The sequence below is a fragment of the Enterovibrio makurazakiensis genome (assembly GCF_050336585.1).
In the GTDB taxonomy this organism is placed as follows: Bacteria; Pseudomonadota; Gammaproteobacteria; order Enterobacterales; family Vibrionaceae; genus Enterovibrio; species Enterovibrio gelatinilyticus.
Window position 1 is genome coordinate 27142 of sequence record NZ_JAKJSE010000037.1, and the last position, 22543, is coordinate 49684.

Sequence of the window (22543 nt, forward strand, 5' to 3'; positions counted from 1 at the left end):
ATAAAACCACGATGAGTTTTAAAAGCTGTGGAGACACAAGTAGCTTGCCGAGTGTTGTTATTGTTATCGTTGTGTATATATCCTATGAAAAATTTGCGAGAAGATTAACCATCTATGCACAAAGAAATTCAAAGTCGAGACGTCTTCTATGTTTCGGATGGGACAGCCATCACATGCGAGACGTTAGGACATGTCGTTTTGGGGCAATTTGCATTTGAGGCGAATGAAAAAACCTTTCCCTTCGTCGAAACTGAAGACAAGGTTTGCGAGCTGCTAAAACGGATTCAGCATTCTTACGAACGTGATGGCGTGAAGCCGCTGGTTTTCTTTTCCATGGTGATCCCAGAGATCCGTGAACGCCTGATGGAGGCCCCAGCATTTTTTTATGATGTGCTGGAAAGCATGGTGCAACGGGTCGCGGAAGATACTCAGCTAGAACCGAAGCCGAAATTGCAGCGCTCTCGCAGTGTAGGGAAGGATTCAGATACCTATTTCGACCGTATTTCTGCCATCGAATATACCTTGGCCCATGATGATGGGGTGTCGCTGAGAGATCTCGAACATGCTGACATCATCCTACTAGGCGTGTCTCGAAGCGGGAAAACGCCAACCAGTTTGTACATGGCGATGCAGTTTGGCCTGCGGGTAGTGAATTACCCTTTTATCGCGGAAGACATGAAGATGCTGCGCTTGTTGCCTGAATTTGAATTTCATCGACACAAGCTGTTTGGTTTGACGATAGACGCAGCGCGATTGACCCAAATCCGCGAGAATCGGCTTTCAGGCAGTGAATACGCCAGCACAGAACAGTGCGAGCAAGAAGTGAACACCATTGAGTCACTGTTTCGCCGCGAAGCGATTTCTTACATCAACACCACCGCACTGTCTGTTGAAGAAATCACCACGCGTGTGCTCGAGAAAACAGGGCTTAAACGCCGTTTGTTCTGAGTCCGCTTTAATAAAACCCAAAGCCCATCTGTGTTGAACAAACTCAACCAGATGGGCTTTTTGTTGGCTCAAATTGAGCTCAGACAAAACGCAAATCAAGGGGCGCGTGATTCTGCATCAAGCGGTGAAATGCGACTTGGTGACGGCGCATAAATCCCGCAAGCACATTATAGAAACTGCACATAATCCTCACGTCCTAGGGCAAGAATACAGAATCTGCGCGTGGGCTCTCTGTAAACTTTTTACTATCAAGCACGTGAACTTGTGCATTACCGATAGGAAAAGGACGTCATAAGCATGCTGAAACTGTCAGGGACACTTACTCATTTTTTAAATCCTCTTGCGTCTGCCAAGCACGCTTACAGCGCAGAGCAGCGTTCGGTGTTAAGTGTTGAACATGCACAAACGGCGATTCGAGATATTACTCGCTGGCCGGGATATGCGGTTACCCCGCTACATGATTTAAGTGCCACGGCAGCCGCGTCGAAGCTGGGTAAGCTCTGGTACAAAGATGAGTCACAGCGTTTTGGTTTAAAAAGCTTTAAAGCCTTGGGCGGCGCGTATGCAGTAGCCCGACAGCTTCAACTTGTACTGCAAGCACGCCATGGCGAGATGCCCACTATTGATGATTTGCTGGCTGGCAAATGGCAGAAAGAAGCGGCAGACGTGGTGGTAAGCTGCGCGACCGATGGCAACCACGGACGCTCGGTTTCTTGGGGCGCCCAAATGTTTGGTTGTCAGTGCATTATTTACATTCATCGCGATGTGTCTGAAGGGCGTAAGGAAGCGATGGAAGCGTTTGGCGCGCAGGTAATTCGCATTGCGGGAAACTATGACGAATCGGTGCGAACAGCTGATGTTGAAGCGAAAAAGTACGACCGCGTTATCGTGTCAGATACCTCTTACGAAGGTTATATGGAGATCCCGAAAGACGTGGCATTGGGTTACACCGTCATGTTGTCTGAAATTGTTGAGCAACTGGATGGCGAAGTTCCCACTCATGTCTTTGTGCAAGGTGGCGTAGGGGGCTTGGCGTCTGCGGTATGCGGGTATTTCTGGGATGTATGGGGTGAGGCGCGTCCTCGATTCGTTATCGTTGAGCCAGAAAAAGCAAACTGCCTTCAGCAAAGTGCCAAAGCAGGAAAACCGGTGGCAGTGTTGGGTGACTTAGAGACTTTGATGGCAGGGCTTGCTTGTGGCGAAGTCTCTAGTTTGGCGTGGACGATCCTCTCCAATGGCGCTGATGATTTTATGACGATCAGTGAAGAGGCTATTCCAGAAGCGATGAGAATATTGGCGAAAGGCTACGACACCGAGCCTGCCATTGAAGCGGGCGAATCGGCAGTGCCAGGGTATGCTGCAGCGATCATTGCGAATCGATCGCCTGAATTTGCAAACAAATTGGGGTTAGACAGCACCAGCCGTGTGTTGGTGTTAGGCACTGAAGGTGCTACAGATCCTGAGCTTTACCGAGAACTTGTTGGCTAAGCGTTAGCCAAATAATGACGAGACATTCACGTCAAAAAGCGGCTCGTTTTCGCGCCGCTTTCTTTTAAAAAACAGGAAAATGCTTACTCTGCGTGCTCATCAATCGGCACGGACAGACCCACTTTGACAGGGTCCATCACCACATTGGTTTGAAAGCTTTTGATGTTCGCGTTATCGAAGAAGGCTTCTCGGGTGAAGGTGTCATACCCTGCCATATCTGCCGCTGTCACAATGAGAATGAAATCCGAACTTCCTGTCACGTAATAACACTGCTGTACTGAGCGATTGGCTTTCATTTCCTTTTTAAAGTTGTGCATCAAATCCACGCGCTCTCTTTCCAGCGTCACTTGCACAACAAACGTCATTGCGTAGCCCAAGGCTTTGGGGTCAACCACTGATACATCCGAACGAATGACTTTGTGTTCTCGCATGCGCTTTAAGCGACGTTGAACGGCAGCGGGAGAAAGCCCGACTTGGTCGGCAATGTAGTCAGACGTTGCTCGATTTGACGCTTGAACGATGTTTAGTATTTTTCGATCAAAGTTGTCTATCGCCGAGGAGGAAGAGTGCGCCATATTGATTCTGTCCTTAGAAAGTCGGTGTTAATAATGGGAGCGTGATGCGTTCATCTTTAAGACAAGATAGGGAAGTTAATGTCTTGTTAGCGCCTCGTTTTTTCTCCGCTACTAAAAAATGACTATAGCGCATAAAAAATGCGGATTTTCTTCATTCCTTGTCTTCTTTATTAGGATTTTCTTCAAACTCCTCGGGTGATTATTGCACTTGTGAAGGAAATGTAATGATCAAATCGGCGTTTGGATATTGAGACGTTAATTCTGAGATATGAGTTTAAAGACATGGATGAGATGCAGGTTAAAACCTTAGTACCCGCGTATGAGTTAGAGCACCTCGCACCGTTAGGACGGATTGGCGTGATTGCGTTGGCGACAGATTTCAATATTGAGCAAGACCTTAACAGCATCTACCCCAGCGATGTGCGTGCCTTCACCAGCCGTGTAAGAAACGTCAACCCACTCACGGTTGAAAATCTGCGCACCATGGCGCCGGGTATCAGTAAAGCCGCTGACAGCATCCTCCCCAACACCGACTTAGACGTGATCATTTATGCCTGCACCTCGGGAACCGTGGCGATAGGCAGCGATCGCGTGACAGAACTCGTGCATCAAACACGTCCAAAGGTTGCTGTGACGAATCCGGTGACTGCCGCATTGTGTGCATTCAATGTCTTGGGGGCGAAAAAGCTATCCATTTTGACGCCATACACTGAGGCCGTGAACCGCGAGATGGCAGCGACGTTTTCGGCAGAAGGTTATGAGGTACTAAACATTGCAGGGTTCGGCTTTGAAGACGACACCGCCATGACTTATATCTCGCCAGAAGACATCGCGCAGGCTGCGATTTCGAACTGCGACCCAGAGGCGGACTTATTGTTTATCTCCTGCACTGCTTTGCGCGCAACCCATGTCTTGAAGCGCGTTGAATTGGCGCTCGATAAACCTGTAGTGAGCAGTAACCAGGTGCTGGTGTGGCATTCGTTGCGCTTATTGAAATACCCAAAACCCATTGAAGGGTTTGGTGTGTTGTTAGAGCAGTATCTCGCGCAATAGCGCATCTGTTTCTATTGTCTGAAATAGGGATGTTTTATTAATGACGACTTACGGAGCGCACACAATGTCATTGCCTTCTTCGGGATCACCTTCATTGAAATCAGGGCCGTCTTTGTCAGAGCAACTGATTACGGACATGACAACATGGCGGCGCCACTTACATCAATTTCCAGAGTGCGGATTTGACGTCAATCTTACGGCGGATTTCATTGCAGAAAAACTAGAAAGCTTTGGTATTCAGGTTGAACGAAACGTGGGTAAAAGTGGGCTGGTGGGCATCCTTCGCAGCGGCGACAGTGATGCAAGCATTGGGCTGCGTGCTGACATGGATGCGCTGCATATTCATGAACAAAACACCTTCGCGCACTGCTCAAAACATGATGGAAAAATGCATGCCTGTGGTCACGACGGGCACTCTGCCATGTTGCTCGGCGCGGCGTTTTATTTGGCACAGAGCCCCAGTTTTAACGGTACAGTCTATTTCATTTTTCAACCTGATGAAGAGCATGGCTGTGGCGCTCAAGCCATGATTGATGATGGCTTGTTTGAGCGCTTTTCGATTGATGAAGTCTATGGAATTCACAACTTTCCAGGCCTTGCCGAGGGTGAGCTTATGGTTCGCCCAGGTTCATTGATGGCGAGCGAGAGCGGCTTTGAAATTTCCATCAAAGGTGTTGGTGGACACGCAGCGCTGCCGCATCAAGGGATTGACCCAATGGTGGTTGGCGCACAAGTGATCCTTGCCCTGCAAACGGTCGTGTCGCGCAATCTTAGCGCCATCAGTGAAACCGCTGTTGTGTCTGCCACCGAGTTTATTACCGACGGCACAGTGAACGTCATTCCCACCCAAGTAACCATAAAAGGCGACTGCCGATGTTTTACGGAAGCCACGCTTGCCCGTCTTGAAGAAAGCATGGCGCGAATCGTGGCAGGGATTTGTCAGGCCGCTGGCGCAAGCCATACCTTTACGTTCACCAATACGTTTTACCCCACAGTGAATGCCAAACAACAAACGGTGTACGCCGTTGAAGCCGCACGGAAAGTATTGGGCACTGACAACGTGAATGCTGAATGCGAGCCGCTGACCATCTCTGAAGATTTCTCCAGCATGCTGCGTGTGAAACCGGGCTGCTATGTCCTATTGGGTAACGGGACTGAATCTATTGGAGGCTGTGCCCTCCACAATCCGAAATACGATTTCAATGACCGCATTCTCCCCCTAGGTGCGCGTTATTGGATACAGCTGGTCAATGACCGTTTGGGTGACGCCATGGTGAATTGACTCAACTGAAGCTGCAAAACAGAAAGATCGAGATATGAAGTAAACCCTTAATCACCCACATCTCTGAGTGACCTGTGTCTGAGTGAAGAGTCTCTCAATGAGCCTTATCACTTGGGGGCATTCGTGCGGCGAAAATTTCGCTAAAGAGCTCAGTAAATAGCGATAATAAGGAAGTAAAGGATGAAGCGATTTGGCATAGCACTACTGAGTTTAGGCATGATTTTCAGTGCCCACGCTGAAACATGGAAGTTTGCGTCTGAGGAAGATAAAACGGACGTGCAGGACATTTATGCGCAGAAATTTGCCGAGGTGATCAAGAAAGAATCGGACGGTGATATTCGTGTTCGTATTTACTACTACGGTCAGCTTGGTACAGAGAATGACATCGTTGAACTAGCCGCCAAAGGTACGATTCAATTCGTGTCTGTGGGATCTGGGCACTTAGGCTCCTATGTCCCAGAAGTACAAGCGGTGAGTCTGCCATATGTGTTGGGTACAGACGAAGAAATCACACACAAGGTGCTGACAAGCAGCCCAACCATTTACAACGAACTCGCACCAAAATTCGAGAGCGTGAATTTGAAACTGCTCTCCATGATGTCAGAAGGCGAAATGGTGTGGGGCGCAAACAAAGCTGTGCGTTCACCAGAAGACTTTGCCGATCAGAAGATCCGTACCTTTACCTCAACCATCCCTGTTGAAACCTACAAAACGTTTGGTGCAACGCCGACCCCATTATCTTGGGGAGAAGTGTACGGTTCGCTGCAGTTGAAAACCATTGATGGCATGGTGAACCCGATTTACTTCATCTACAACGCTAAGTGGCATGAAGTGCAGGACTTTTTGATGTTCCCAGGCCAACAACCTTACGTGGGTACCGTGTCGACCAACAGTGAGTGGTTTAACGGTTTGTCTGAAGAGAAACAAGCCATGATCCGTAAAGCGATTAAGGCGGCAGATAAAGCGGCATACGACTACCAAATCCGCATTAACAGCGAAAACATGGAGAAAATCCTCAAAGAACGCCCTGATATGCAAGTGGTGGTGTTAACGGAAGAAGAGCGCAATCGCTTCAAGGCATTGAGCGAAAACCTCCACGGCACTTATTACGATGTGGTGGCGAACGCTTACCCTGAGGACCAAAAAGACGCGGCGCGTGAGGGTGCACGAAACATCCTTCAAAACTTGCTAAGTGAAGTCGACGCAGCATCAACTGCGAAGTAAGTGTTGGCCCATGAGCGAATAAACATGGGCTGACGAGTATGCGCGATGTTCTGACAACACTCACAGACCATCGCGCGTATTTCCTTTTTACAAAGCAACGGCTTTCAACGAGTGCTCGAGAAGTATTGCTGATGCGAGTGAAGGACGTTTTATGAAAAATCTGTTGAAGAAGGTTAGCCTGATCACCGAGAAGCTTGAGCGCTTTTTGATCATGACAGGCATTATCGCCATGATGGTGAATTCCACGGCAAATGCCATCGGTCGCTACGCGTTTAACAAAAGCATTTTCTTTTCCGAGGAACTGAATCAGTTTCTTATCGTTGGCGTCACCTTTATTGGCTTTGCCTATGCCGTTCGAAAAGGGCGGAACATTCGCATGACGGCGGTTTATGATTCACTAAGCCAGCGCGCCAAAAAAATCCTAACCACAGTGATTGCGCTAACGACCTCGCTACTCTTGTTTTATCTCGCCTATTTGTCAGTGTTCTATGTAATAGAGCTCAAGAACATCAACCGCCTCAGTCCCGCTTTGCAAATGCCGGTTTATTACATCTACGCCATTATTCCTGTTGGTTTTGCCATGGCGGGGTTGCAGTACGCCATGAGCTTTGCCATGAACCTGCTTCATAAAGAAATCTATGTGTCTTTTGATGTCACGGAAGATAAAACCGACAAAGGGAGCGCATTGTAATGAACGAAGTAATACAGTTTTTTGGTGACATTATCGCAGGTGAACTCGATATCTATGTGATCACCTTTACCCTCGTTTCTGTCATGGTTGTGCTGCTTTTTCTGAGCTTTCCAATGGTGGTGCCGCTCGCGGTTGGCGCATTGATTGGTTTGATTCACTTTTCACAAGTGGACCCCGAAGTGCTGATTCAGCAAATGGTCACGGGCATTTCCCCAAATGCCTTGATTGCGGTGCCCATGTTCATTTTGGCCGCCGACATCATGACGCGAGGCCATACGGCTTATAACCTGCTGGGCCTCATTCAAGCCTTTGTTGGACACCTTCGTGGCGGTTTGCCGATCACCACGTGTATCAGTTGTACTTTGTTTGGTTCGGTCTCAGGCTCCACGCAAGCGACGGTGGTGTCGGTGGGGCAGATCATGCGCCCCAAGCTGTTGCAAGCCGGCTACAAAGACAGCTTCGTGATGGCGTTGATCATCAATGCCAGTGATATCGCTTTTCTTATTCCGCCAAGTATTGGCCTGATTTTGTATGGCACATTAGCCAATGCCAGTGTCGGCGAGTTGTTTATTGCGGGTATTGGGCCGGGCATCGTGCTAACGGGTTTCTTCGCGATTTATAGCTACCTCTACAGTGCAAAACATGCTGATTCCATCAGCTTGGTGGAAGAAACGAATACGGCTGAGAAGATCGAGGCCATCAAGAAAGCCATTTTACCGCTGGGTTTTCCTGCGCTCATCATCGGCGGGATCTACTCGGGTGTTGTGACACCAACGGAAGCGGCGTCTTTTGCCGTGCTTTACGCCATCATTGTTGAGTGCGTTTTCTATCGCATACTGGGTGTGAAAGACATCTGTGATGCGGCACTAAGCACAGGCTTGATCACGGCAGTGGTATTCGTGTTGGTAGGGGTCGGGCAGGCATTCTCTTGGTACATCTCGTTTGAACAAATTCCTCAAGATTTGCTCGCGCCGCTGGATTTAAGCAGTGCGTCGCCTGAGTACATTTTGTTTGTTATTGCCTTGGCATTCTTCGTTGGTTGTATGTTTGTTGATTCGCTGGTGGTGTTGTTGATTCTAACGCCTATCTTCATGCCGATCGTCAATGCTGCAGGGCTCGACCCTATCCTCGTTGGGGTTCTGATCACCTTGCAAATGGCGATTGGTTCAGCAACACCGCCATTTGGCTGTGACATTTTCACGGCAATTGCGATATTTGAACGTCCTTATCTAGAGGTGATCCGCGGGACATTGCCGTTCTTTCTCATTCTTTTATTCATGTCGGCATTGCTGATTTTCTTTCCGAGCATCGCATTGCTACCAAGAGACATATTATTCGGTTAGGCCATACTTAAATAGCGCATCAACGAAAAGGAAACCAATATGCCAACAAAGCCCCTAGTGGCGCCAGTGCGTGGCTTCGCAGTGGTTGAGTTTGAACATAGAACATTGCAATTGCAGAAACACATGCGTGAACAGCAGGTGGATGCGGTGTTCTTCACCACCGAACCCGAGTTTCGATATTTGAGTGGCTTTAAATCCCAGTTTTGGGAGAGCCCTACACGCCCTTGGTTTTTGGTGGTGCCCGCGGAAGGGAAGCCTATCGCTGTGGTGCCAGAAATTGGGGTCTCTGGGTTTGACCAAACATGGATTGAAGACGTAAGAAGCTGGCCTTCGCCGCGTCCAGAGGATGACGGCATCTCTTTGTTGGCAACAACCTTGGCAGAGGTCAGTACACGCTTCCGCCGAGTGGGTGCGATGTTGGGGCCTGAAACGCATTTACGCATGCCTGCACAAAACTTTGTCGCATTGCAGCAGATTTTGATGCACCACGAACTGGTGGATGTATCGAGTAGTGTGCGGGAGATTCGCAGCATTAAATCGCAGGCCGAAATAGAGAAAGTGCGCTTTGCATGCGGCGTTGCTGCGGCGGGTTTTGAGTATCTTCGTGGTCATCTTTCAGCAGGCATGACAGAGCGTGAGGCGTGTAAAGCCATGCACCTCGAAATGTTGCGTTTGGGGGCCGATAACTGCCCGTATTTGATTTCATCTTCAGGACTGGGTGGGTATGACAACATCATCATGGGTCCGACCGACCGTGTGCTGAATGACGGCGATGTTTTGATCATCGATACAGGCGCAAACTTTGATGGCTACTTCTGCGATTTTGACCGGAATTTCGGATTTGGTGATGTCGATTCCGACACATTACGCGCCTATGACGCGGTCTATGCCGCCACTGAGGCCGGGCTGAATATCGCTGCGCCAGGTTGCACCACAGGCGATGTGTGGCAAGCAATGTGGACGGAGCTAGAAAAAGGCGGTGCACTGGGTAACGATGTCGGCAGAATGGGGCATGGGTTGGGGATGCAGCTTACCGAGTGGCCCTCGCATGTGCCGAATGGCGACGTAGAGTTGAAAGCGGGCATGGTGTTAACGCTTGAGCCAGGAATGGCGTTTGCACCCAACAAGATGATGGTGCATGAAGACAACATCGTGATCACTGAATCTGGTTGCGAACTGCTGCATGACAGAACATGGCAGACGATGCCGCTTATCTGATCAGTGGGTTTAATGGTCTAGCTACAACTTCTAGCTAGAAGGCCAAGTTCAGTTGCTTAGTTTGATGATTTAATTCAATCAGCGATGACTAATAGCAAGGGGAATTGGTCGATCAGAAACGAATTCGAACAAAAAAGGGGAGGAAGAAAACTACCCAATGAATTCTCCATTCGATAGTATTGGAACAGCATTCGAATTTAGTCTGGAAACAACGTCATCATGAACAATGCTCCAACACATAAACCACGCCCGATGGTCGACCTTGTCGTCAGCATCGTCATTCCGGCTTTTGTTCTCATGAAACTAAGCGGAGAAAATGATTTAGGTGCAAGCGGTGGTTTGATTGTCGCCCTTAGCTTCCCGCTTGGGTGGGGGTTATTTGAGCTTGTTAAATATAGAAAATTTAACTTCATCGCGCTGTTAGGCTTAGCCAACGTATTACTGACGGGCGGTATTGGCTTACTTGAGCTAGATACCAAATGGCTCGCGATAAAAGAAGCTGCTATCCCTGCCGCGATTGGCCTTGCTGTACTGGGTTCAACCTTCACGTCTTCCCCATTAGTGAAGGCATTACTTTTCAACCCGTCCGTGATGGATGTTGAGAAGATCAATCAACAGCTTCATATGCGAAATAGCATGGCAGCGTTTGAAAGCCGTTTGATGAAAGCGACATATCTTGTTGCGGGTTCATTTGCGTTTTCAGCCACGATGAATTTCATTCTTGCTAAGTGGATTGTCACTAGCCCTGCTGGGACGCCGGAGTTTAATGAGCAATTGGGTCAGTTGACCTTATACAGCTACCCAATGATTGCACTGCCATCCACTATCATGATGATGGGTATCTTCTACTACTTGTGGCGCACCATTCACGATCTGACAGGGTTGAAACTGGAAGAAGTGTTGGCGAACAGTTCGTCGAAGTAAGTATTCCGAAAGGCTAGGGCGAGTTTAGTCTCGTCCTAGTCCATCAACAATCGCCACTGACTCGCCTCTGCACCGAATCAACATTGCCTCATATCACACTCATCCATCGTGCCATCGCTCAAATCTATTCAACCGCAACGGCTCTTAGCAATTCGACCACACGATGGTGTAAGCCCGCAGGGTCGGGGAATAGGCGTTTTGAATATAACCAGTTGGTATGTGTGCCAATAGAGATTTGACCGCTGCTGATCTTGATGCCGGGGTTGACGTAAATGTCACCGTTTTGAAGAATGTTTCTCGCCATTTCTCTAGAAAGTGTCCACCGGTGACCGCTGCGCTTGTTTGGACGTCGGTCATCCAAATGACACTCAATACCGTTGATTGTTTTCTTAAGCCATGTGGTTTGGTTACTGGTTTCAAACAGCTTAATATCTTCGACATCGGGGTTAATGGGCGCGTTCTCGTCCACGACTTCTGATTCTTGACTGTCTTCTTTCAAGAAGGCTTTCCACGCTAACCACGCACCAAACCCCGCGATGCCTGTTTGTGCCACTTTGGATAGAAGGTCGACGGCTTCCGTTAACACTTCCCACATCATGTTGCTCCATCAATCACGTTTGCCATGGCTAAAGATTGGATGAAAATCAGTGACTAGGGTGTACGTTATGTTAGACGAGGAGTCAAAAGGTCAATCAACGACGGGCGTATTAAGCCGAGGGGCGGCTTATTTGGTTTGGTGAGTGGTGTGGTTTTAACTCCAAAATTGTTTGATGTAGACGAAAGGGCTGCATTACTGGTTGAGTGTATTATACTCTAACGATGGAAACGTTTACATTGGCATGCGTAAACGTTCGGTACGCCGACGCCATCTCTGATTTATTGGTGTGGTTATCCCGAATCCTGCTCAAAATGGCGCTGATGTAATCATGACAAATGGATGAGTAATGACGATGTCGAATGTTGAATTTAACCCTGTTGATCACGCACATCGACGGTATAACCCGCTAACTGGTCAATGGATCCTTGTATCTCCACATCGTGCTAAACGACCGTGGAGTGGTCAAGACGAAAAGCCATCCTCACAAGCGTTACCGAGCTATGACAAACAGTGTTTTCTGTGTCCGACGAACAAGCGAGTGTCTGGCGACAAAAATCCCGACTACCAAGGGACTTACGTATTCAATAACGATTTTGCTGCGTTAATGGTGGAATCACCGGATGCGCCCGAATCGGATAGTCTGCTGTTCAAAACCCAAGGCGTTCGTGGGTTAAGTCGCGTTATCTGTTTCTCGCCTGATCACAGCAAAACGCTGCCTGAGCTTCCGCTTGAAAGCATTCGTGGTGTTATTGATACGTGGAACGAGCAAATCGAAGAACTGGGTAAAAATTTTGTTTGGGTGCAAGCATTCGAAAACAAAGGCGAAACCATGGGCTGTTCGCAGCCGCACCCTCATGGACAAGTTTGGGCAAACAGCTTTTTACCCAATGAAATTGAGCGCAAAGAACGCCATTTAAACGCGTACTATCAAGAGCAAGGCTCTAATCTGCTTGTGGATTATGTGAATGCCGAATTGAAAGATGGCGCTCGCGTGGTGGTTGAAACCAAGCATTGGGTTGCTGTTGTGCCTTATTGGGCCGCGTGGCCCTTTGAAACCCTGTTGCTGCCAAAAACGCACATTCGTCGTATGAGCGAATTGAGTGATGAACAGCGCGATGATTTGGCGATTGCCATTAAGAAACTGACCAGTCGCTATGACAACGTATTTCAATGTTCCTTTCCGTACTCGATGGGTTGGCATTACGCGCCATTCTTTGATGAAGGGACAGATATTGAACATTGGCAATTGCATGCGCTTTTCTATCCGCCATTGCTACGGAGCGCATCGGTTCGCAAGTTTATGGTGGGTTATGAGATGTTGGCGGAAAGCCAGCGTGACCTGACCGCAGAACAGGCGGCACAGCGCTTACGAGAGGTCAGTGACGTGCACTATAAAGAGCAAGAATAAGCACATAGCAATACCGAATTCAGAGGGCTTGTCTTATACGGGCGGGCTCCACGTAGTTTGAAATTTCATAAGAGCGATAAACATGTCTGATCTCATCCAAAATGTGAAAGCGTCTTTTGAGAAGATTTTTCACTACTCGCCCACGCACATTGTGCAAGCCCCTGGGCGCGTGAATTTGATTGGTGAACACACGGATTACAACGACGGATTTGTTCTGCCATGTGCGATCAATTATCAAACCATGGTGGCTGCAGCCAAGCGTGATGACAACATAGTGCGCGTTGTTTCTGTCGACTTTGATAATGCCTTGGACGAATTTGACCTTTCTAAAGACATCACCTTCCAAGAAGGGAAAATGTGGGCGAACTATATTCGTGGTGTCGTTAAATGCTTGCTAGATCGTGGCTTTGTGTTCAGTGGCGCTGACATTTCGGTAAGCGGGAACGTTCCGCAAGGCGCAGGCTTGAGTTCTTCTGCTGCGCTAGAAGTGGTGGTAGGGCAAACGTTTAAAGCGCTATATCAACTGGATATTTCTCAAGCAGAGATTGCCTTAAATGGTCAGCAAGCGGAAAACGATTTTGTTGGCTGTAACTGCGGCATCATGGATCAAATGATCTCAGCGGAAGGCAAAAGAAATCATGCAATGTTGCTTGATTGCCGCACATTGGAAACCCAATTGGTTCCGGTGCCGGAAGACGTGGTGGTAGTGATCATCAACTCCAATAAGAAGCGTGGTTTGGTTGATAGCGAATACAACACCCGTCGGGAGCAGTGTGAAGAAGCGGCGCGTATTTTTGGTGTAAAAGCGCTACGTGACGTGACGATTGAGCAGTTCAATGCGCGCGCGGGCGATCTTAATCCGCTTGTCGCGAAACGTGCCCGACATGTGATCACCGAAAATGATCGTACGTTGGCGGCGGCGAATGCTTTGAGAGGTGGTGATATCAAGCAATTGGGCGAGTTGATGGCGGCGTCTCATGCGTCAATGCGAGACGATTTTGAAATCACGGTAAAAGAAGTGAACGCATTGGTAGATATTGTGCAGGGCGTAATTGGCAAGCAAGGTGGTGTTCGCATGACAGGCGGCGGCTTTGGCGGCTGTATTGTCGCACTTATTCCACCGACATTGGTTGATGAAGTGAAAGCGGCGGTAGAAACCAACTACGAAGCGCAAACGGGCTTGGTGGCATCGATTTACGTGTGTCAGGCAAAAGATGGCGCAGGGCTGGTAGAAGTTCTGTAAGGAACGGAGACGGAGTAAGCGTTATCGAAAGGAGTGCCCGTGGCCTTTCATTCCTAGCGCCTCATCTTGTTACGTTTGGGGCGTGTTTTTACCTTGGTTAGTGGGCTTTGCCCCAAACTCGTGTCAGGCCGATCTGCTCTGGCGCGGTTCTGTTCCATTCCTTGCTGGGGATGCTAATTCTCCGATTTCAATGCACTGAATAATTTTTAGTCCATTCGGGTAATAAAGGTTTGCTCGTCATCCACAAAAGCCACAAAGCCGCCATGATAGATAAACACCCGACCACGTCCCTCAACGAGACAGGCAAGCTGTGGGTTTAAATCTTCTTCGTTATCCTGACTTTGAAAAGTGCCGGTATCGGTGATTACGCCGCTGAGTGTCGGCAAATATCCGTAAGTGCGCTTGGCTTGATCAATCAGGTTCAATTCGCTGGCGGTCGAGAAGCAAGAGGGGATCGTACCGGCATCTTCGATAAACATAGTTTTCAGTTCTACATAAGCTGTAATAACCAGCCAGTCGATGCCGTTAACATGATGGATAAACATAGAGTTTCTCGGTAATTCTGATGTGAAGATTTTACCACTATCAGGGGAGAACGTATTAGAGATTTAGTGGGTAAAGGCGGTAATTCTGTGCCATTTCTGGACATTCACTAGGCCAGCTTGTAACACGGTTTTTTCCACTTTTGAGCCAGATTAGAAACTCATCAAAATTCTGCGCCACTGAATTTCCCATATCTCAACTAATGACCGATAGCGTATCTGTCGAGATTTTAAGTACTGGATAAATATGCAGCCCTGATGGTGACGGTGCATAATCTTCAATCTCACCGATTTGTCACTTTTTAACAACGTGACTTTTGCAGGTCGGATCTTGGTTTTATAAAACAGAATGTTACGTTAGGTGTTAGAATCGCAGTTTGTTGTTATTGGACTAAATGGCGTGTTTAAACACACCATTTAGGGAGCTAATACACTGTTATGTGTTTTGTTTGCTTTATATCTTATTGGAGAGCTTCGTGGATTTAGAAAAATCTTGGAAGATAACAATTGTGCACCTTAAAGCTGCAAGAAGCACACTGCTTGAACATATGCTTTTTGCAAAAGCCAATGAAGTTGAAAAAGAGTTCGACGAATACTTAGAGCATAATGAATTAGAGCTGGCAATGAATGCTCTCGATTACGTTGGTACATTATCCAAAGCTCCCGATGAATTTTGGTTTAATCTTGAGTTAGCGGCGTTAAACATGGGTCTTGTTGTGGATGCAGAGAGATACAACCGCATACGAAACACCTAACAAGCAAATAAACGTGGACGCTTACTCGTGGCGCATTTTTTCATAGAAATGCCGTGATTTAGGCGTTTAAATCAGTTTGGGCTAGTAAACGCCCGTTATTCGAACGTTATCCGTCAGTTCTTCTCTGTGTTTAGTTGGCGATGTTTGGCTAGCTAGTTCCTCCCTTTGTCGCAGACTGTTTAAACTCAAAACCCTCGTCAAACCAATCCCAAACTCGATGCAAAATCATGCGGCTATCTTTGCTAAGTTGAATTCAATGCCTTTGGTTTTATCGAGTGATTTTGTTTTTATGGTCGCAGTTGAACTCACAAAATGGCGCGTTCGTTGGGTGTTGGTGGCAAAGCCGCGATAGTATGAATGTTCAGCGGCTAACAAGGTCATGAACGGGACACCTTGCCAATCTCGAAGCGCTTAGAAAGTGTTGTGAATACATAGGTTTGGTCAGGTTCAGTGCGGTCAAGTGCCCGTTATCACAGCGTTATCCGTCAGTTCTTCTCATTGTTTAGTTTGCGATGTTTGGCTAGCTAGTTTCTCTATTCGTCGCAGGTTGTTTAAATTCAAAACCCTCGTCAAACCAATCCCAAACTCGATGCGAAACCATATGGCTATCTTTGCTAAGTTGAATTCAACACTTGTGGTTTTATCGAGTGATTTTGTCTTTTAGGCCGTAGCTGAACTCGCAAAATGGCGCGTTCGTTGGGTGTTGGCGGCAAAGCCGCGATAGTATGAAAGTTCAGCGGCTAACAAGGTCATGAACGGGACACCTTGCCGATCTCGAAGCGCTTAGAAAGTGGTTTGAATACAGAGGTTTGGTCAGGTTTAGTGCGGGCAAGTGCCCGTTATCACAGCGTTATCCGTCAGTTCTTTCCGTGTTTAGTTTACGATGTTTGGCTAGCTAATTCCTCTCTTCGTCGCAGGCTGTTTAAACTCAAAACCCTCGTCAAACCAATCCCAAACTCGATGCAAAATCATGTGGCTATCTTTGCTAAGTTGAATTCAATGCCTTTGGTTTTATCGAGTGATTTTGTCTTTATGGTCGAAGTTGAACTCACAAAATGGCGCGTTCGTTGGGTGTTGGCGGCAAAGCCGCGATAGTATGAAAGTTCAGCGGCTAACAAGGTCATCAACAGGACACCTTGCCAATCTCGAAGCGCTTAGAAATTTGTGTGAATATATTGGTTTGGTCAGGTTAAGCTCGGGCAAGTGCCCGTTATCACAACGTTATGAAACAAGGAGGTTACAGTGGAAGAAGAATACTATAAGAAGTCGGTTGAAGGCTTCGAAGTCGTTACCGAGCAAGGTAAAGATCCCGAACCATTTATGATCACATCTAATGGTATAGACTTTGAACAGCTTAAAGTCACAACCCTCAAAAAATTTACGGATACAGTTAAAGCAACTGAGGAACTTTCTGAAAAAGAGCGTAGTTCTGTATTGGATTACATTTCAGATAATGCAGATTTAGTTAGTGGAAAGCTTGAATCATTCGTTAATGACCAAGAAGCAGCTGTCAAAGTTCATGATTACTTAACTTCTATGTTTGTGGATTTTCCTTCTATTTCAGAGCTTGCGGATGTTTTGATACAAATCCTCCTGAAGTTATTGGGAGGCTGACGGAATGTTTCATAACGCTTGGCATTTTTGCTTCTACTTCAAATTTGGTGTTTATGGCACAATGTTTAGGTTGGGTGGAGGCGTTGTTGACCCCTTAATTGGGCTACATGGATCCCCCCGTTCGTCAAACATCCGCAAGACATTCTGAGATATGTTATGGACTGCCGCTCTACATTCGGCCTTTTTCTGACTCTCGTCATGGCCCTGATGACATTGCGCGGTTGCAGTGCCTTATTCGTTAGAAGGCATCAAATGTGCCCGCCGCATTAACAGGCTCTCTGCAAATGGTCTTAACCTATTCTCATCAGCTGCGTCTGCAATGACCCGGTTGGGGTGTTTCCCTACGTGGCTTGTGTATTAGGCCACGTAGTCTTGGTATTCGGTTTGATTGTGTAACAAAGCCCAGATGATTCGGGCATTCTTGGCGGCGAGCGCAACAATGGCTCGATTCATGCCTCGCCGTTCAAGCACATTTCGCCCCCAGTTGCTGAGCCTGTCCTGTTTCTCTCCAAGGTTAGTGATAGCCGCTCTCGCACCATGAACGAGCAAGGTTCGAAGGTACTTATCACCATGTTTGGTGATGCGCCCAAGCCTGGGTTTACCGCCAGTCGAATACTGCTTAGGCACGAGTCCGAGCCAAGCGGCGAAATCCCGACCTGAGTCGAATTGCTCGCCTTTGTGATGGTGGCAAGGATGGCGGTTGCCGTTTGAGGGCCAATGCCTCTGACCTTCATGATCCGCATGGCATTGGGGCTAGCTTTTACAACAAGATCGAAGCTCTGCTCTGTCTCCTCGATACGTTGGTTGAGCGTTTGCAGGTGCTCAAAGCAATCCGCTAAAACAGCACGCGCAATATCGGGTATTCCGTTTTCAGCGGCCTCAAGAATGAGCGGTACTTCGCGATGGATCGCGGCGCGACCTGTAGGAAGGACAATCCCGAATTCCGCCAATAGCGCCCGAATTCGGTTGATAAGGGCTGTACGTTCCCGAACCCAATGCTCACGCATTCGGTGAATAGCCAAAATGGCTTGGCGCTCACGCGATTTAACGGGAACAAAGCGCGTATTGGGGCGTTGAACCGCTTCACAGATAGCGATGGCATCGTTAACGTCATTTTTACCTTTGGTACGATACGGCCCCACGTATTTCGCCGCCACAATACGAGCATCATGACCGAGTTTAATGAATTCTCCTGCCCAAAAATGCGCACCACTGCAAGCTTCCATGCCTATACGCATAGGTGGAATATTTGCTAATGTAGTCAGCAGTTTAGCGCGAGACACCGATTTGTGAAGAATGACTTTTCCTCGCTCATCAACCGCGTGCAATGAGAAGTGGTGTTTGGCGAGGTCAACACCGCAAAAGATTTGAGAAGACATAGAACCTCCGGTTTTGAAAAAGACACCTAAGTGTGGCAAATCCACATGAGGGGGGATCCATGTCATTCGTCATGCTCTAGGAGGAAATTTGACAGTAGTATCCAAGGAGAATACGGAACATTATCATTGGGGTGATCAGTCTGATGGGTGGCATCTGGTCAAGTCAAAGAGCTTGAGCGTAATCCAAGAACGAGTACCTCCGGGTTGTAGTGAGGTTCGTCACCTACACAAGAAATCAGAACAGTTTTTCTTTGTTCTATTTGGTTGTGCCACGTTGGAAGTGAATGGCGAAGTTTTTGAACTCAAAGAGAACCAAGGCTTTCACGTGCCAAGCAATACGCCCCATCAATTGAGTAACCTCGGTCAAAAAGACCTGCATTTTACCGTGACATCTACTCCACCTAGTCATGGCGATCGTATTGAAGTACGAACTTAGCTTCAAGTTTGAAGTGCGACATTTACTCTGATTTGGGTACATAACATTCCTCCGGTGTTTTAAAGGCTAATCGTTTTCTAGGGCGAGTGTTAAGTTTCTTTGCGACTTGGTTACACTCTGCTTGAGTGACAAGTTCTAATGACGTGCCTTTTGGGAAATATTGTCGGATAAGACCATTGGTGTTTTCGTTGGTTCCTCGCTCCCACGAGTGGTAAGGCGTAGCAAAGTAAAAGGTTGTTTTTAAAGCTGCTTCTAATACGCTGTACTGATGAAATTCGGTGCCATTGTCTGCCGTTATCGTTTTCACTAAATGAGATTTGAGCATCATGATCACTCGACGGTTCAATTCTCTGGTCGTTTTGTTATTCAAGTGACCGATAACGGTGTAACCCGTTTTTCTCTCAACGAGTGTAACGAGACAATGAAGTGAGCCTTTGCCCATGACTGTATCTATTTCCCAGTGTCCTTGTGAGTTTCTATTTTCAACATCATGAGGGCGTTCAGAGATATGTTTTTTGGCAGCGATACGACCGCGGCTGTCATAGGCGCTATAGCGTTTTCGACGTTGTTTTGGCGCACAACGTAAGTGTTGCCAGAGAAGCCCGCCTTTTGCCTTGTCACGCCATATGTATTGGTAAATAGATTCATGGCTGATGTAGTGTAAACCTTTGCGGTTGAGGTGGCCTACGATTTGCTCTGGGCTCCAGTCGAGGCGCAGATAGTGCCTAACAAGGGCATAAATTGCCTCGGTCATTTGCGTGTTTCTGCGAGAACGACGTCTTCGAGCTACTGTTCGTCGCTGTGCTTTACTAGGTCGGTACGCACCATCAGTGACCCAGCAAGCATTACGCTGAACTTCGCGATAAATGGTACTTCGGTGTCGACCCAACAACTTGGCAATGGAAGCAACAGTACAGCCTTGCTTTCTGAGTACTGAGAGCATATACCTTTCATTCTCGGTGATCTGTTGGTAGTTCATTGGCTTTCACTTCTTGGCGGGAGTAAAAGAAATGAAATAGCACAGGTCACCGTTTTCTGCTGAAATGGTGTCGCACTTACTATTTGAATTCGCCGAACATAACAAAAGCATGAACGGGACGTTTACTCGTGACGCATTTTTTTATAGAAACGCTGTGATTCAAGCGTTTCAATTAGTTTTGGCTAGTAAACGCCAGTTATGCTGACGTTATATTTTTTGGAGAAATAATGAAATATATTCTACTTATCATATTAATTACTTTTACAACGCATGTTTCTGCTGCATTAAAAGAGTACAAGCTACCTACTGCTGAAGATGGCGAAATTGTATTTATAGTTGATGACGAAACAAAACTCCCTGTAAGTGCCTCTGATGATATGGCTCGTGTTATCGAAGGAGCACTTACATTTTTGCCTAAAAAGCCGGGAGAGTCATTAAGATGGACATGGCAATATAGAATTCAATTTTTAACTGATCAAAAAGTTAAGTCAGTGGTTATTGAAGATGAGCGCGATGAAAAAATAAAATTGCTAATTGAAGATGATAAACCATTGATTGTAAATAATGAATGGACTGGCGTGGAAAAGAGTATGCACTTAAGTAAGTCATCTTTTGAAATGATGAAATCCGAAGAGACTTGGCTTCTATTAAGAAGAGTAAGGATTACTTATGAAGATGGCCAAGAATCTAAACTACATCAAATGATAGTAGTTACTCAACCAATGCGTATTGATATATTAAATAAAACTATCGCTGCGCTAAAAGCAAGAGAATAGAAATCGTATCTTGTGAAATAAGTGAAAATCTAACAAATAAGAATAAGTGTCGCGCAGTCGATACTTTATTTGGGTGTTGGACAAGCCCGTTGCTGCTTTATTAAGTCAATTTCTCGGGTGAGCGCCGGATGGATGTATGCCCGCCATTCTCCTTATCCTGTTCGCCTTTTGGCTACCTCGGTCGAGTGACGCCCACGCAGACCATGAGTCGTTCCCCGCACGTTGGACAACATCGCGTCACGGGAATGTTTTGCCGTGGTCATGACGCTAAGGGAGCGACCGAGTTTAGTGAGCGTAAGGTTAGCCCCATCGAGTGAGGATTGATTCGCAAGTATCAGAGACTGAAGCCGTTTTTTATGAATAGTGGGACATTGACTTTGTAGAGTATCTTGTAGAATTTGAATATCGCGCATCGTTCATCCCTTTTGGTGGAATGTGGTTTTTGGCGAAATTCATTAGATCAAAAGGGACGATGCGCGTCCTTCTCATTGTTTAGAAAAGAGATTTTGAGGGGATTCACTAGATGCAGGCGTTAAATGTTATTATGAATATCGATCTTAGCAAACATAAACCAGATGAGTATGGAACTTACACGCTTCCACTTTACAGTGTGTTACTAGAAGCAGAAGTCGCGTTAAAAATACCATCTGAGAATGGCCAGGTAGAAAAATGGCAACTTCAAATTGTACAAAAATTCCTCCAGAAAGAAGAGCAATTGAAAGACGAGGTGTTTCAATTGCTCTTCGAGTACTATCAAGAGGGATTGCCGGACTTACGAACTCAATTTGGTAGTAGTGCTGATGAAATGGCTCCCATAATAGATCATATTGATCAGTTGAAGAGTTTGATTACTCCCACAGGTATTTGCATTGGCGAACTTGATCCATCTGAAGAAGCTGTCGGACTACTGTTCGAGTGTTCGTGGGAACCTGAACACGGCCTTGGGATACTACTCAACAATTGGACCGTGGAGGAGATTGGTCATCAAGATCTCGCTTTTACCATTTAAAAAGGCGCTGTTGTCGCACTGTTTTTCCGCTGCGCTCCAAAACAGCCGCCAAGCGCGGCGTTAGGTTTACAATGAGTTCTTTCTATTACAAAGAATCAGCTCGAAAAAATGCGCGAGAAGGTTTCTTGGTGTGGTTACTTTGCGTACCAATTTGTGTGGTTATCCTTATTGTTTTTCGAGAAACTCACCCTACAATGGTTATGTTAGTAAGCTCGCTTGTAGTTTTCGTTAGTCTTTTTTCACTTTTTATTATTTACAAAGCTTCTAGATCTCAGGGCGATTGGGTTATTTCTATAACTGACTCTGCGTTTATTTGGGAAACCCCAAAAAAGCGCAGCTTATTGGGTGAGCATTCATTTCAATATGATCTTTGTGAAATTGAAAAAATTACAGGGGTGGAAGTTCATAGGTTTGATGGAACTCAAATAAATTATTTCTTGTATTTAAAAAGCGGAAATAAATTAAGCTTGATGACTGGTTCAAATGTACCAATGATTGAATTAATTGAAGTGTTAAAAAGTAAAGGGTTGAAATATGAGCATTCGAAAGCCTAACAAATAAGAATAAGTGTCGCGCAGGCGACACTTTATTTGGGTGTTAGACAAGCCCGTTGCTGCTTTATTAAGTCAATTGCTCGGGTGAGCGCCGGATGGATGTATGCCCGCCATTGATTAACAGGCGAGCGGCGCCATGAAGTTATTAGACATTCCATAACTTCAATGGGTTACGTCACTGTGTGTCTATTCTTCCACGCTTTCTCCTTATCCTGTTCGCCTTTCGGCTACCTCGGCCGAGTGACGCCCACGCAGACCATGAGTCGTTCCCCGCACGTTGGACAACATCGCGTCACGGGAATGTTTAGCCGTGGTCATGACGCTAAGGGAGCGACCGAGTTTAGTGAGCGTAAGGTTAGCCCCATCGAGTGAGGATTGGGTCGCAAGTATCAGAGACTGAAGCCGTTTTTTATGAATAGTGGGACACTGATTTTGTAGAGTATCTTGTAGAATTTGAATATCGCGCATCGTTCATCTCTTTTGGTGGAATGTGGTTTTTGGCGA

The 22543-nt window shown here is 46.8% G+C and carries 23 protein-coding genes and 1 pseudogene; 17 read left to right on the forward strand and 7 right to left on the reverse strand.

Annotated elements, in window-relative coordinates:
* Positions 1-114: 114 nt before the first annotated feature.
* Positions 115-948 carry a posphoenolpyruvate synthetase regulatory kinase/phosphorylase PpsR gene (gene ppsR / locus L4D06_RS23180; protein WP_274163710.1) on the forward strand — a complete coding sequence of 278 codons (834 nt, stop codon included), beginning with the start codon at positions 115-117 and terminating at the stop codon, positions 946-948.
* Positions 949-1245: 297 nt separating this feature from the next.
* Entirely contained in the window at positions 1246-2436 is a 1191-nt protein-coding gene (locus L4D06_RS23185; protein WP_429741685.1) for a diaminopropionate ammonia-lyase, read from the forward strand.
* An 83-nt stretch (positions 2437-2519) separates the two neighbouring features.
* On the opposite strand, the gene L4D06_RS23190 is transcribed toward L4D06_RS23185, so the two are convergent.
* Positions 2520-3011, reverse strand: a complete 492-nt coding sequence (locus L4D06_RS23190) for an Lrp/AsnC family transcriptional regulator (RefSeq protein WP_274163708.1) — start codon at positions 3009-3011, stop codon at positions 2520-2522.
* Positions 3012-3302: 291 nt separating this feature from the next.
* On the opposite strand from L4D06_RS23190, the gene L4D06_RS23195 reads away from it, so the two are divergent.
* From L4D06_RS23195 to L4D06_RS23225, 7 genes are all read left to right on the forward strand, one after another.
* A complete protein-coding gene (locus L4D06_RS23195; RefSeq protein WP_429741734.1) occupies positions 3303-4064 on the forward strand; it encodes a maleate cis-trans isomerase family protein in 762 nt (253 codons plus the stop codon).
* Positions 4065-4128: 64 nt separating this feature from the next.
* A complete protein-coding gene (locus L4D06_RS23200) occupies positions 4129-5346 on the forward strand; it encodes a M20 aminoacylase family protein (RefSeq protein WP_429741687.1) in 1218 nt (405 codons plus the stop codon).
* A 180-nt stretch (positions 5347-5526) separates the two neighbouring features.
* Positions 5527-6570, forward strand: coding sequence for a TRAP transporter substrate-binding protein DctP (dctP, locus tag L4D06_RS23205; RefSeq protein WP_429741689.1), 1044 nt, complete (start codon positions 5527-5529; stop codon positions 6568-6570).
* A 151-nt stretch (positions 6571-6721) separates the two neighbouring features.
* Complete coding sequence (locus tag L4D06_RS23210) at positions 6722-7261, forward strand: TRAP transporter small permease (protein ID WP_429741691.1); 540 nt, start codon at positions 6722-6724, stop codon at positions 7259-7261.
* Positions 7261-8604: a TRAP transporter large permease gene (locus L4D06_RS23215; RefSeq protein WP_274163704.1), complete on the forward strand. Its 1344-nt coding sequence runs from the start codon at positions 7261-7263 to the stop codon at positions 8602-8604. Before L4D06_RS23210 ends, L4D06_RS23215 begins: the two co-directional genes overlap by 1 nt.
* Positions 8605-8643: 39 nt before the next feature.
* Positions 8644-9822, forward strand: a complete 1179-nt coding sequence (locus L4D06_RS23220; RefSeq protein WP_429741693.1) for a M24 family metallopeptidase — start codon at positions 8644-8646, stop codon at positions 9820-9822.
* Between the two features lie 219 nt (positions 9823-10041).
* Complete coding sequence (locus L4D06_RS23225) at positions 10042-10746, forward strand: VC0807 family protein (RefSeq protein WP_274163702.1); 705 nt, start codon at positions 10042-10044, stop codon at positions 10744-10746.
* A gap of 124 nt (positions 10747-10870) precedes the next feature.
* On the opposite strand, the gene L4D06_RS23230 is transcribed toward L4D06_RS23225, so the two are convergent.
* The gene (locus L4D06_RS23230; protein WP_274163701.1) at positions 10871-11344 is read right to left on the reverse strand and encodes a hypothetical protein; all 474 of its coding nucleotides are present in this window, start codon (positions 11342-11344) and stop codon (positions 10871-10873) included.
* A gap of 352 nt (positions 11345-11696) precedes the next feature.
* Between L4D06_RS23230 and L4D06_RS23235 the strand changes: the two genes are divergently transcribed.
* Positions 11697-12752, forward strand: coding sequence for a UDP-glucose--hexose-1-phosphate uridylyltransferase (locus L4D06_RS23235; RefSeq protein ID WP_429741736.1), 1056 nt, complete (start codon positions 11697-11699; stop codon positions 12750-12752).
* An 82-nt stretch (positions 12753-12834) separates the two neighbouring features.
* Positions 12835-13995: a galactokinase gene (gene galK, locus L4D06_RS23240; protein ID WP_429741696.1), complete on the forward strand. Its 1161-nt coding sequence runs from the start codon at positions 12835-12837 to the stop codon at positions 13993-13995.
* Between the two features lie 206 nt (positions 13996-14201).
* Here galK and L4D06_RS23245 read toward each other — a convergent pair whose 3' ends face one another.
* Complete coding sequence (locus L4D06_RS23245) at positions 14202-14540, reverse strand: cytosolic protein (RefSeq protein WP_274163699.1); 339 nt, start codon at positions 14538-14540, stop codon at positions 14202-14204.
* Between the two features lie 473 nt (positions 14541-15013).
* Between L4D06_RS23245 and L4D06_RS23250 the strand changes: the two genes are divergently transcribed.
* Positions 15014-15292 (forward strand): hypothetical protein, encoded by a 279-nt coding sequence (locus L4D06_RS23250; RefSeq protein ID WP_429741698.1) that lies wholly within the window; start codon positions 15014-15016, stop codon positions 15290-15292.
* Between the two features lie 225 nt (positions 15293-15517).
* Here L4D06_RS23250 and L4D06_RS23255 read toward each other — a convergent pair whose 3' ends face one another.
* Positions 15518-15673 carry a hypothetical protein gene (locus L4D06_RS23255; protein ID WP_429741700.1) on the reverse strand — a complete coding sequence of 52 codons (156 nt, stop codon included), beginning with the start codon at positions 15671-15673 and terminating at the stop codon, positions 15518-15520.
* Between the two features lie 587 nt (positions 15674-16260).
* Positions 16261-16416, reverse strand: a complete 156-nt coding sequence (locus L4D06_RS23260; protein ID WP_429741702.1) for a hypothetical protein — start codon at positions 16414-16416, stop codon at positions 16261-16263.
* A gap of 118 nt (positions 16417-16534) precedes the next feature.
* Between L4D06_RS23260 and L4D06_RS23265 the strand changes: the two genes are divergently transcribed.
* Positions 16535-16906: a hypothetical protein gene (locus tag L4D06_RS23265; RefSeq protein ID WP_429741704.1), complete on the forward strand. Its 372-nt coding sequence runs from the start codon at positions 16535-16537 to the stop codon at positions 16904-16906.
* Positions 16907-17263: 357 nt separating this feature from the next.
* On the opposite strand, the pseudogene L4D06_RS23270 reads toward L4D06_RS23265, so the two are convergent.
* Positions 17264-18285, reverse strand: a pseudogene (locus L4D06_RS23270) (IS110 family RNA-guided transposase).
* Positions 18286-18373: 88 nt separating this feature from the next.
* On the opposite strand from L4D06_RS23270, the gene L4D06_RS23275 reads away from it, so the two are divergent.
* The gene (locus tag L4D06_RS23275; RefSeq protein WP_429741706.1) at positions 18374-18721 is read left to right on the forward strand and encodes a cupin domain-containing protein; all 348 of its coding nucleotides are present in this window, start codon (positions 18374-18376) and stop codon (positions 18719-18721) included.
* Positions 18722-18743: 22 nt separating this feature from the next.
* Here the strand turns inward: L4D06_RS23275 and L4D06_RS23280 are convergent, their stop codons facing one another.
* A complete protein-coding gene (locus tag L4D06_RS23280) occupies positions 18744-19700 on the reverse strand; it encodes an IS30 family transposase (RefSeq protein WP_429741708.1) in 957 nt (318 codons plus the stop codon).
* A gap of 227 nt (positions 19701-19927) precedes the next feature.
* Here L4D06_RS23280 and L4D06_RS23285 point away from each other — a divergent pair, with 227 nt between their 5' ends.
* The 3 genes from L4D06_RS23285 to L4D06_RS23295 all read left to right on the forward strand — a co-directional run bounded on the left by L4D06_RS23285 (position 19928) and on the right by L4D06_RS23295 (position 22039).
* A complete protein-coding gene (locus L4D06_RS23285; protein WP_429741710.1) occupies positions 19928-20476 on the forward strand; it encodes a hypothetical protein in 549 nt (182 codons plus the stop codon).
* 523 nt (positions 20477-20999) lie between these two features.
* Positions 21000-21485: a DUF6985 domain-containing protein gene (locus tag L4D06_RS23290; protein ID WP_429741712.1), complete on the forward strand. Its 486-nt coding sequence runs from the start codon at positions 21000-21002 to the stop codon at positions 21483-21485.
* Positions 21486-21556: 71 nt separating this feature from the next.
* Positions 21557-22039: a hypothetical protein gene (locus L4D06_RS23295; RefSeq protein WP_429741714.1), complete on the forward strand. Its 483-nt coding sequence runs from the start codon at positions 21557-21559 to the stop codon at positions 22037-22039.
* The last annotated feature ends 504 nt before the right edge of the window (positions 22040-22543 follow it).

Bases quoted from the DNA above. Each gene is read 5' to 3' on its own strand.
- ppsR (WP_274163710.1), top strand. From the start codon at position 115: ATGCACAAAGAAATTCAAAGTCGAGACGTCTTCTATGTTTCGGATGGG.
- L4D06_RS23185 (WP_429741685.1), top strand. From the start codon at position 1,246: ATGCTGAAACTGTCAGGGACACTTACTCATTTTTTAAATCCTCTTGCG.
- L4D06_RS23190 (WP_274163708.1), bottom strand. From the start codon at position 3,011: ATGGCGCACTCTTCCTCCTCGGCGATAGACAACTTTGATCGAAAAATA.
- L4D06_RS23195 (WP_429741734.1), top strand. From the start codon at position 3,303: ATGCAGGTTAAAACCTTAGTACCCGCGTATGAGTTAGAGCACCTCGCA.
- L4D06_RS23200 (WP_429741687.1), top strand. From the start codon at position 4,129: ATGTCATTGCCTTCTTCGGGATCACCTTCATTGAAATCAGGGCCGTCT.
- dctP (WP_429741689.1), top strand. From the start codon at position 5,527: ATGAAGCGATTTGGCATAGCACTACTGAGTTTAGGCATGATTTTCAGT.
- L4D06_RS23210 (WP_429741691.1), top strand. From the start codon at position 6,722: ATGAAAAATCTGTTGAAGAAGGTTAGCCTGATCACCGAGAAGCTTGAG.
- L4D06_RS23215 (WP_274163704.1), top strand. From the start codon at position 7,261: ATGAACGAAGTAATACAGTTTTTTGGTGACATTATCGCAGGTGAACTC.
- L4D06_RS23220 (WP_429741693.1), top strand. From the start codon at position 8,644: ATGCCAACAAAGCCCCTAGTGGCGCCAGTGCGTGGCTTCGCAGTGGTT.
- L4D06_RS23225 (WP_274163702.1), top strand. From the start codon at position 10,042: ATGAACAATGCTCCAACACATAAACCACGCCCGATGGTCGACCTTGTC.
- L4D06_RS23230 (WP_274163701.1), bottom strand. From the start codon at position 11,344: ATGATGTGGGAAGTGTTAACGGAAGCCGTCGACCTTCTATCCAAAGTG.
- L4D06_RS23235 (WP_429741736.1), top strand. From the start codon at position 11,697: ATGTCGAATGTTGAATTTAACCCTGTTGATCACGCACATCGACGGTAT.
- galK (WP_429741696.1), top strand. From the start codon at position 12,835: ATGTCTGATCTCATCCAAAATGTGAAAGCGTCTTTTGAGAAGATTTTT.
- L4D06_RS23245 (WP_274163699.1), bottom strand. From the start codon at position 14,540: ATGTTTATCCATCATGTTAACGGCATCGACTGGCTGGTTATTACAGCT.
- L4D06_RS23255 (WP_429741700.1), bottom strand. From the start codon at position 15,673: ATGACCTTGTTAGCCGCTGAACATTCATACTATCGCGGCTTTGCCACC.
- L4D06_RS23260 (WP_429741702.1), bottom strand. From the start codon at position 16,416: ATGACCTTGTTAGCCGCTGAACTTTCATACTATCGCGGCTTTGCCGCC.
- L4D06_RS23280 (WP_429741708.1), bottom strand. From the start codon at position 19,700: ATGAACTACCAACAGATCACCGAGAATGAAAGGTATATGCTCTCAGTA.
- L4D06_RS23285 (WP_429741710.1), top strand. From the start codon at position 19,928: ATGAAATATATTCTACTTATCATATTAATTACTTTTACAACGCATGTT.
- L4D06_RS23290 (WP_429741712.1), top strand. From the start codon at position 21,000: ATGCAGGCGTTAAATGTTATTATGAATATCGATCTTAGCAAACATAAA.
- L4D06_RS23295 (WP_429741714.1), top strand. From the start codon at position 21,557: ATGAGTTCTTTCTATTACAAAGAATCAGCTCGAAAAAATGCGCGAGAA.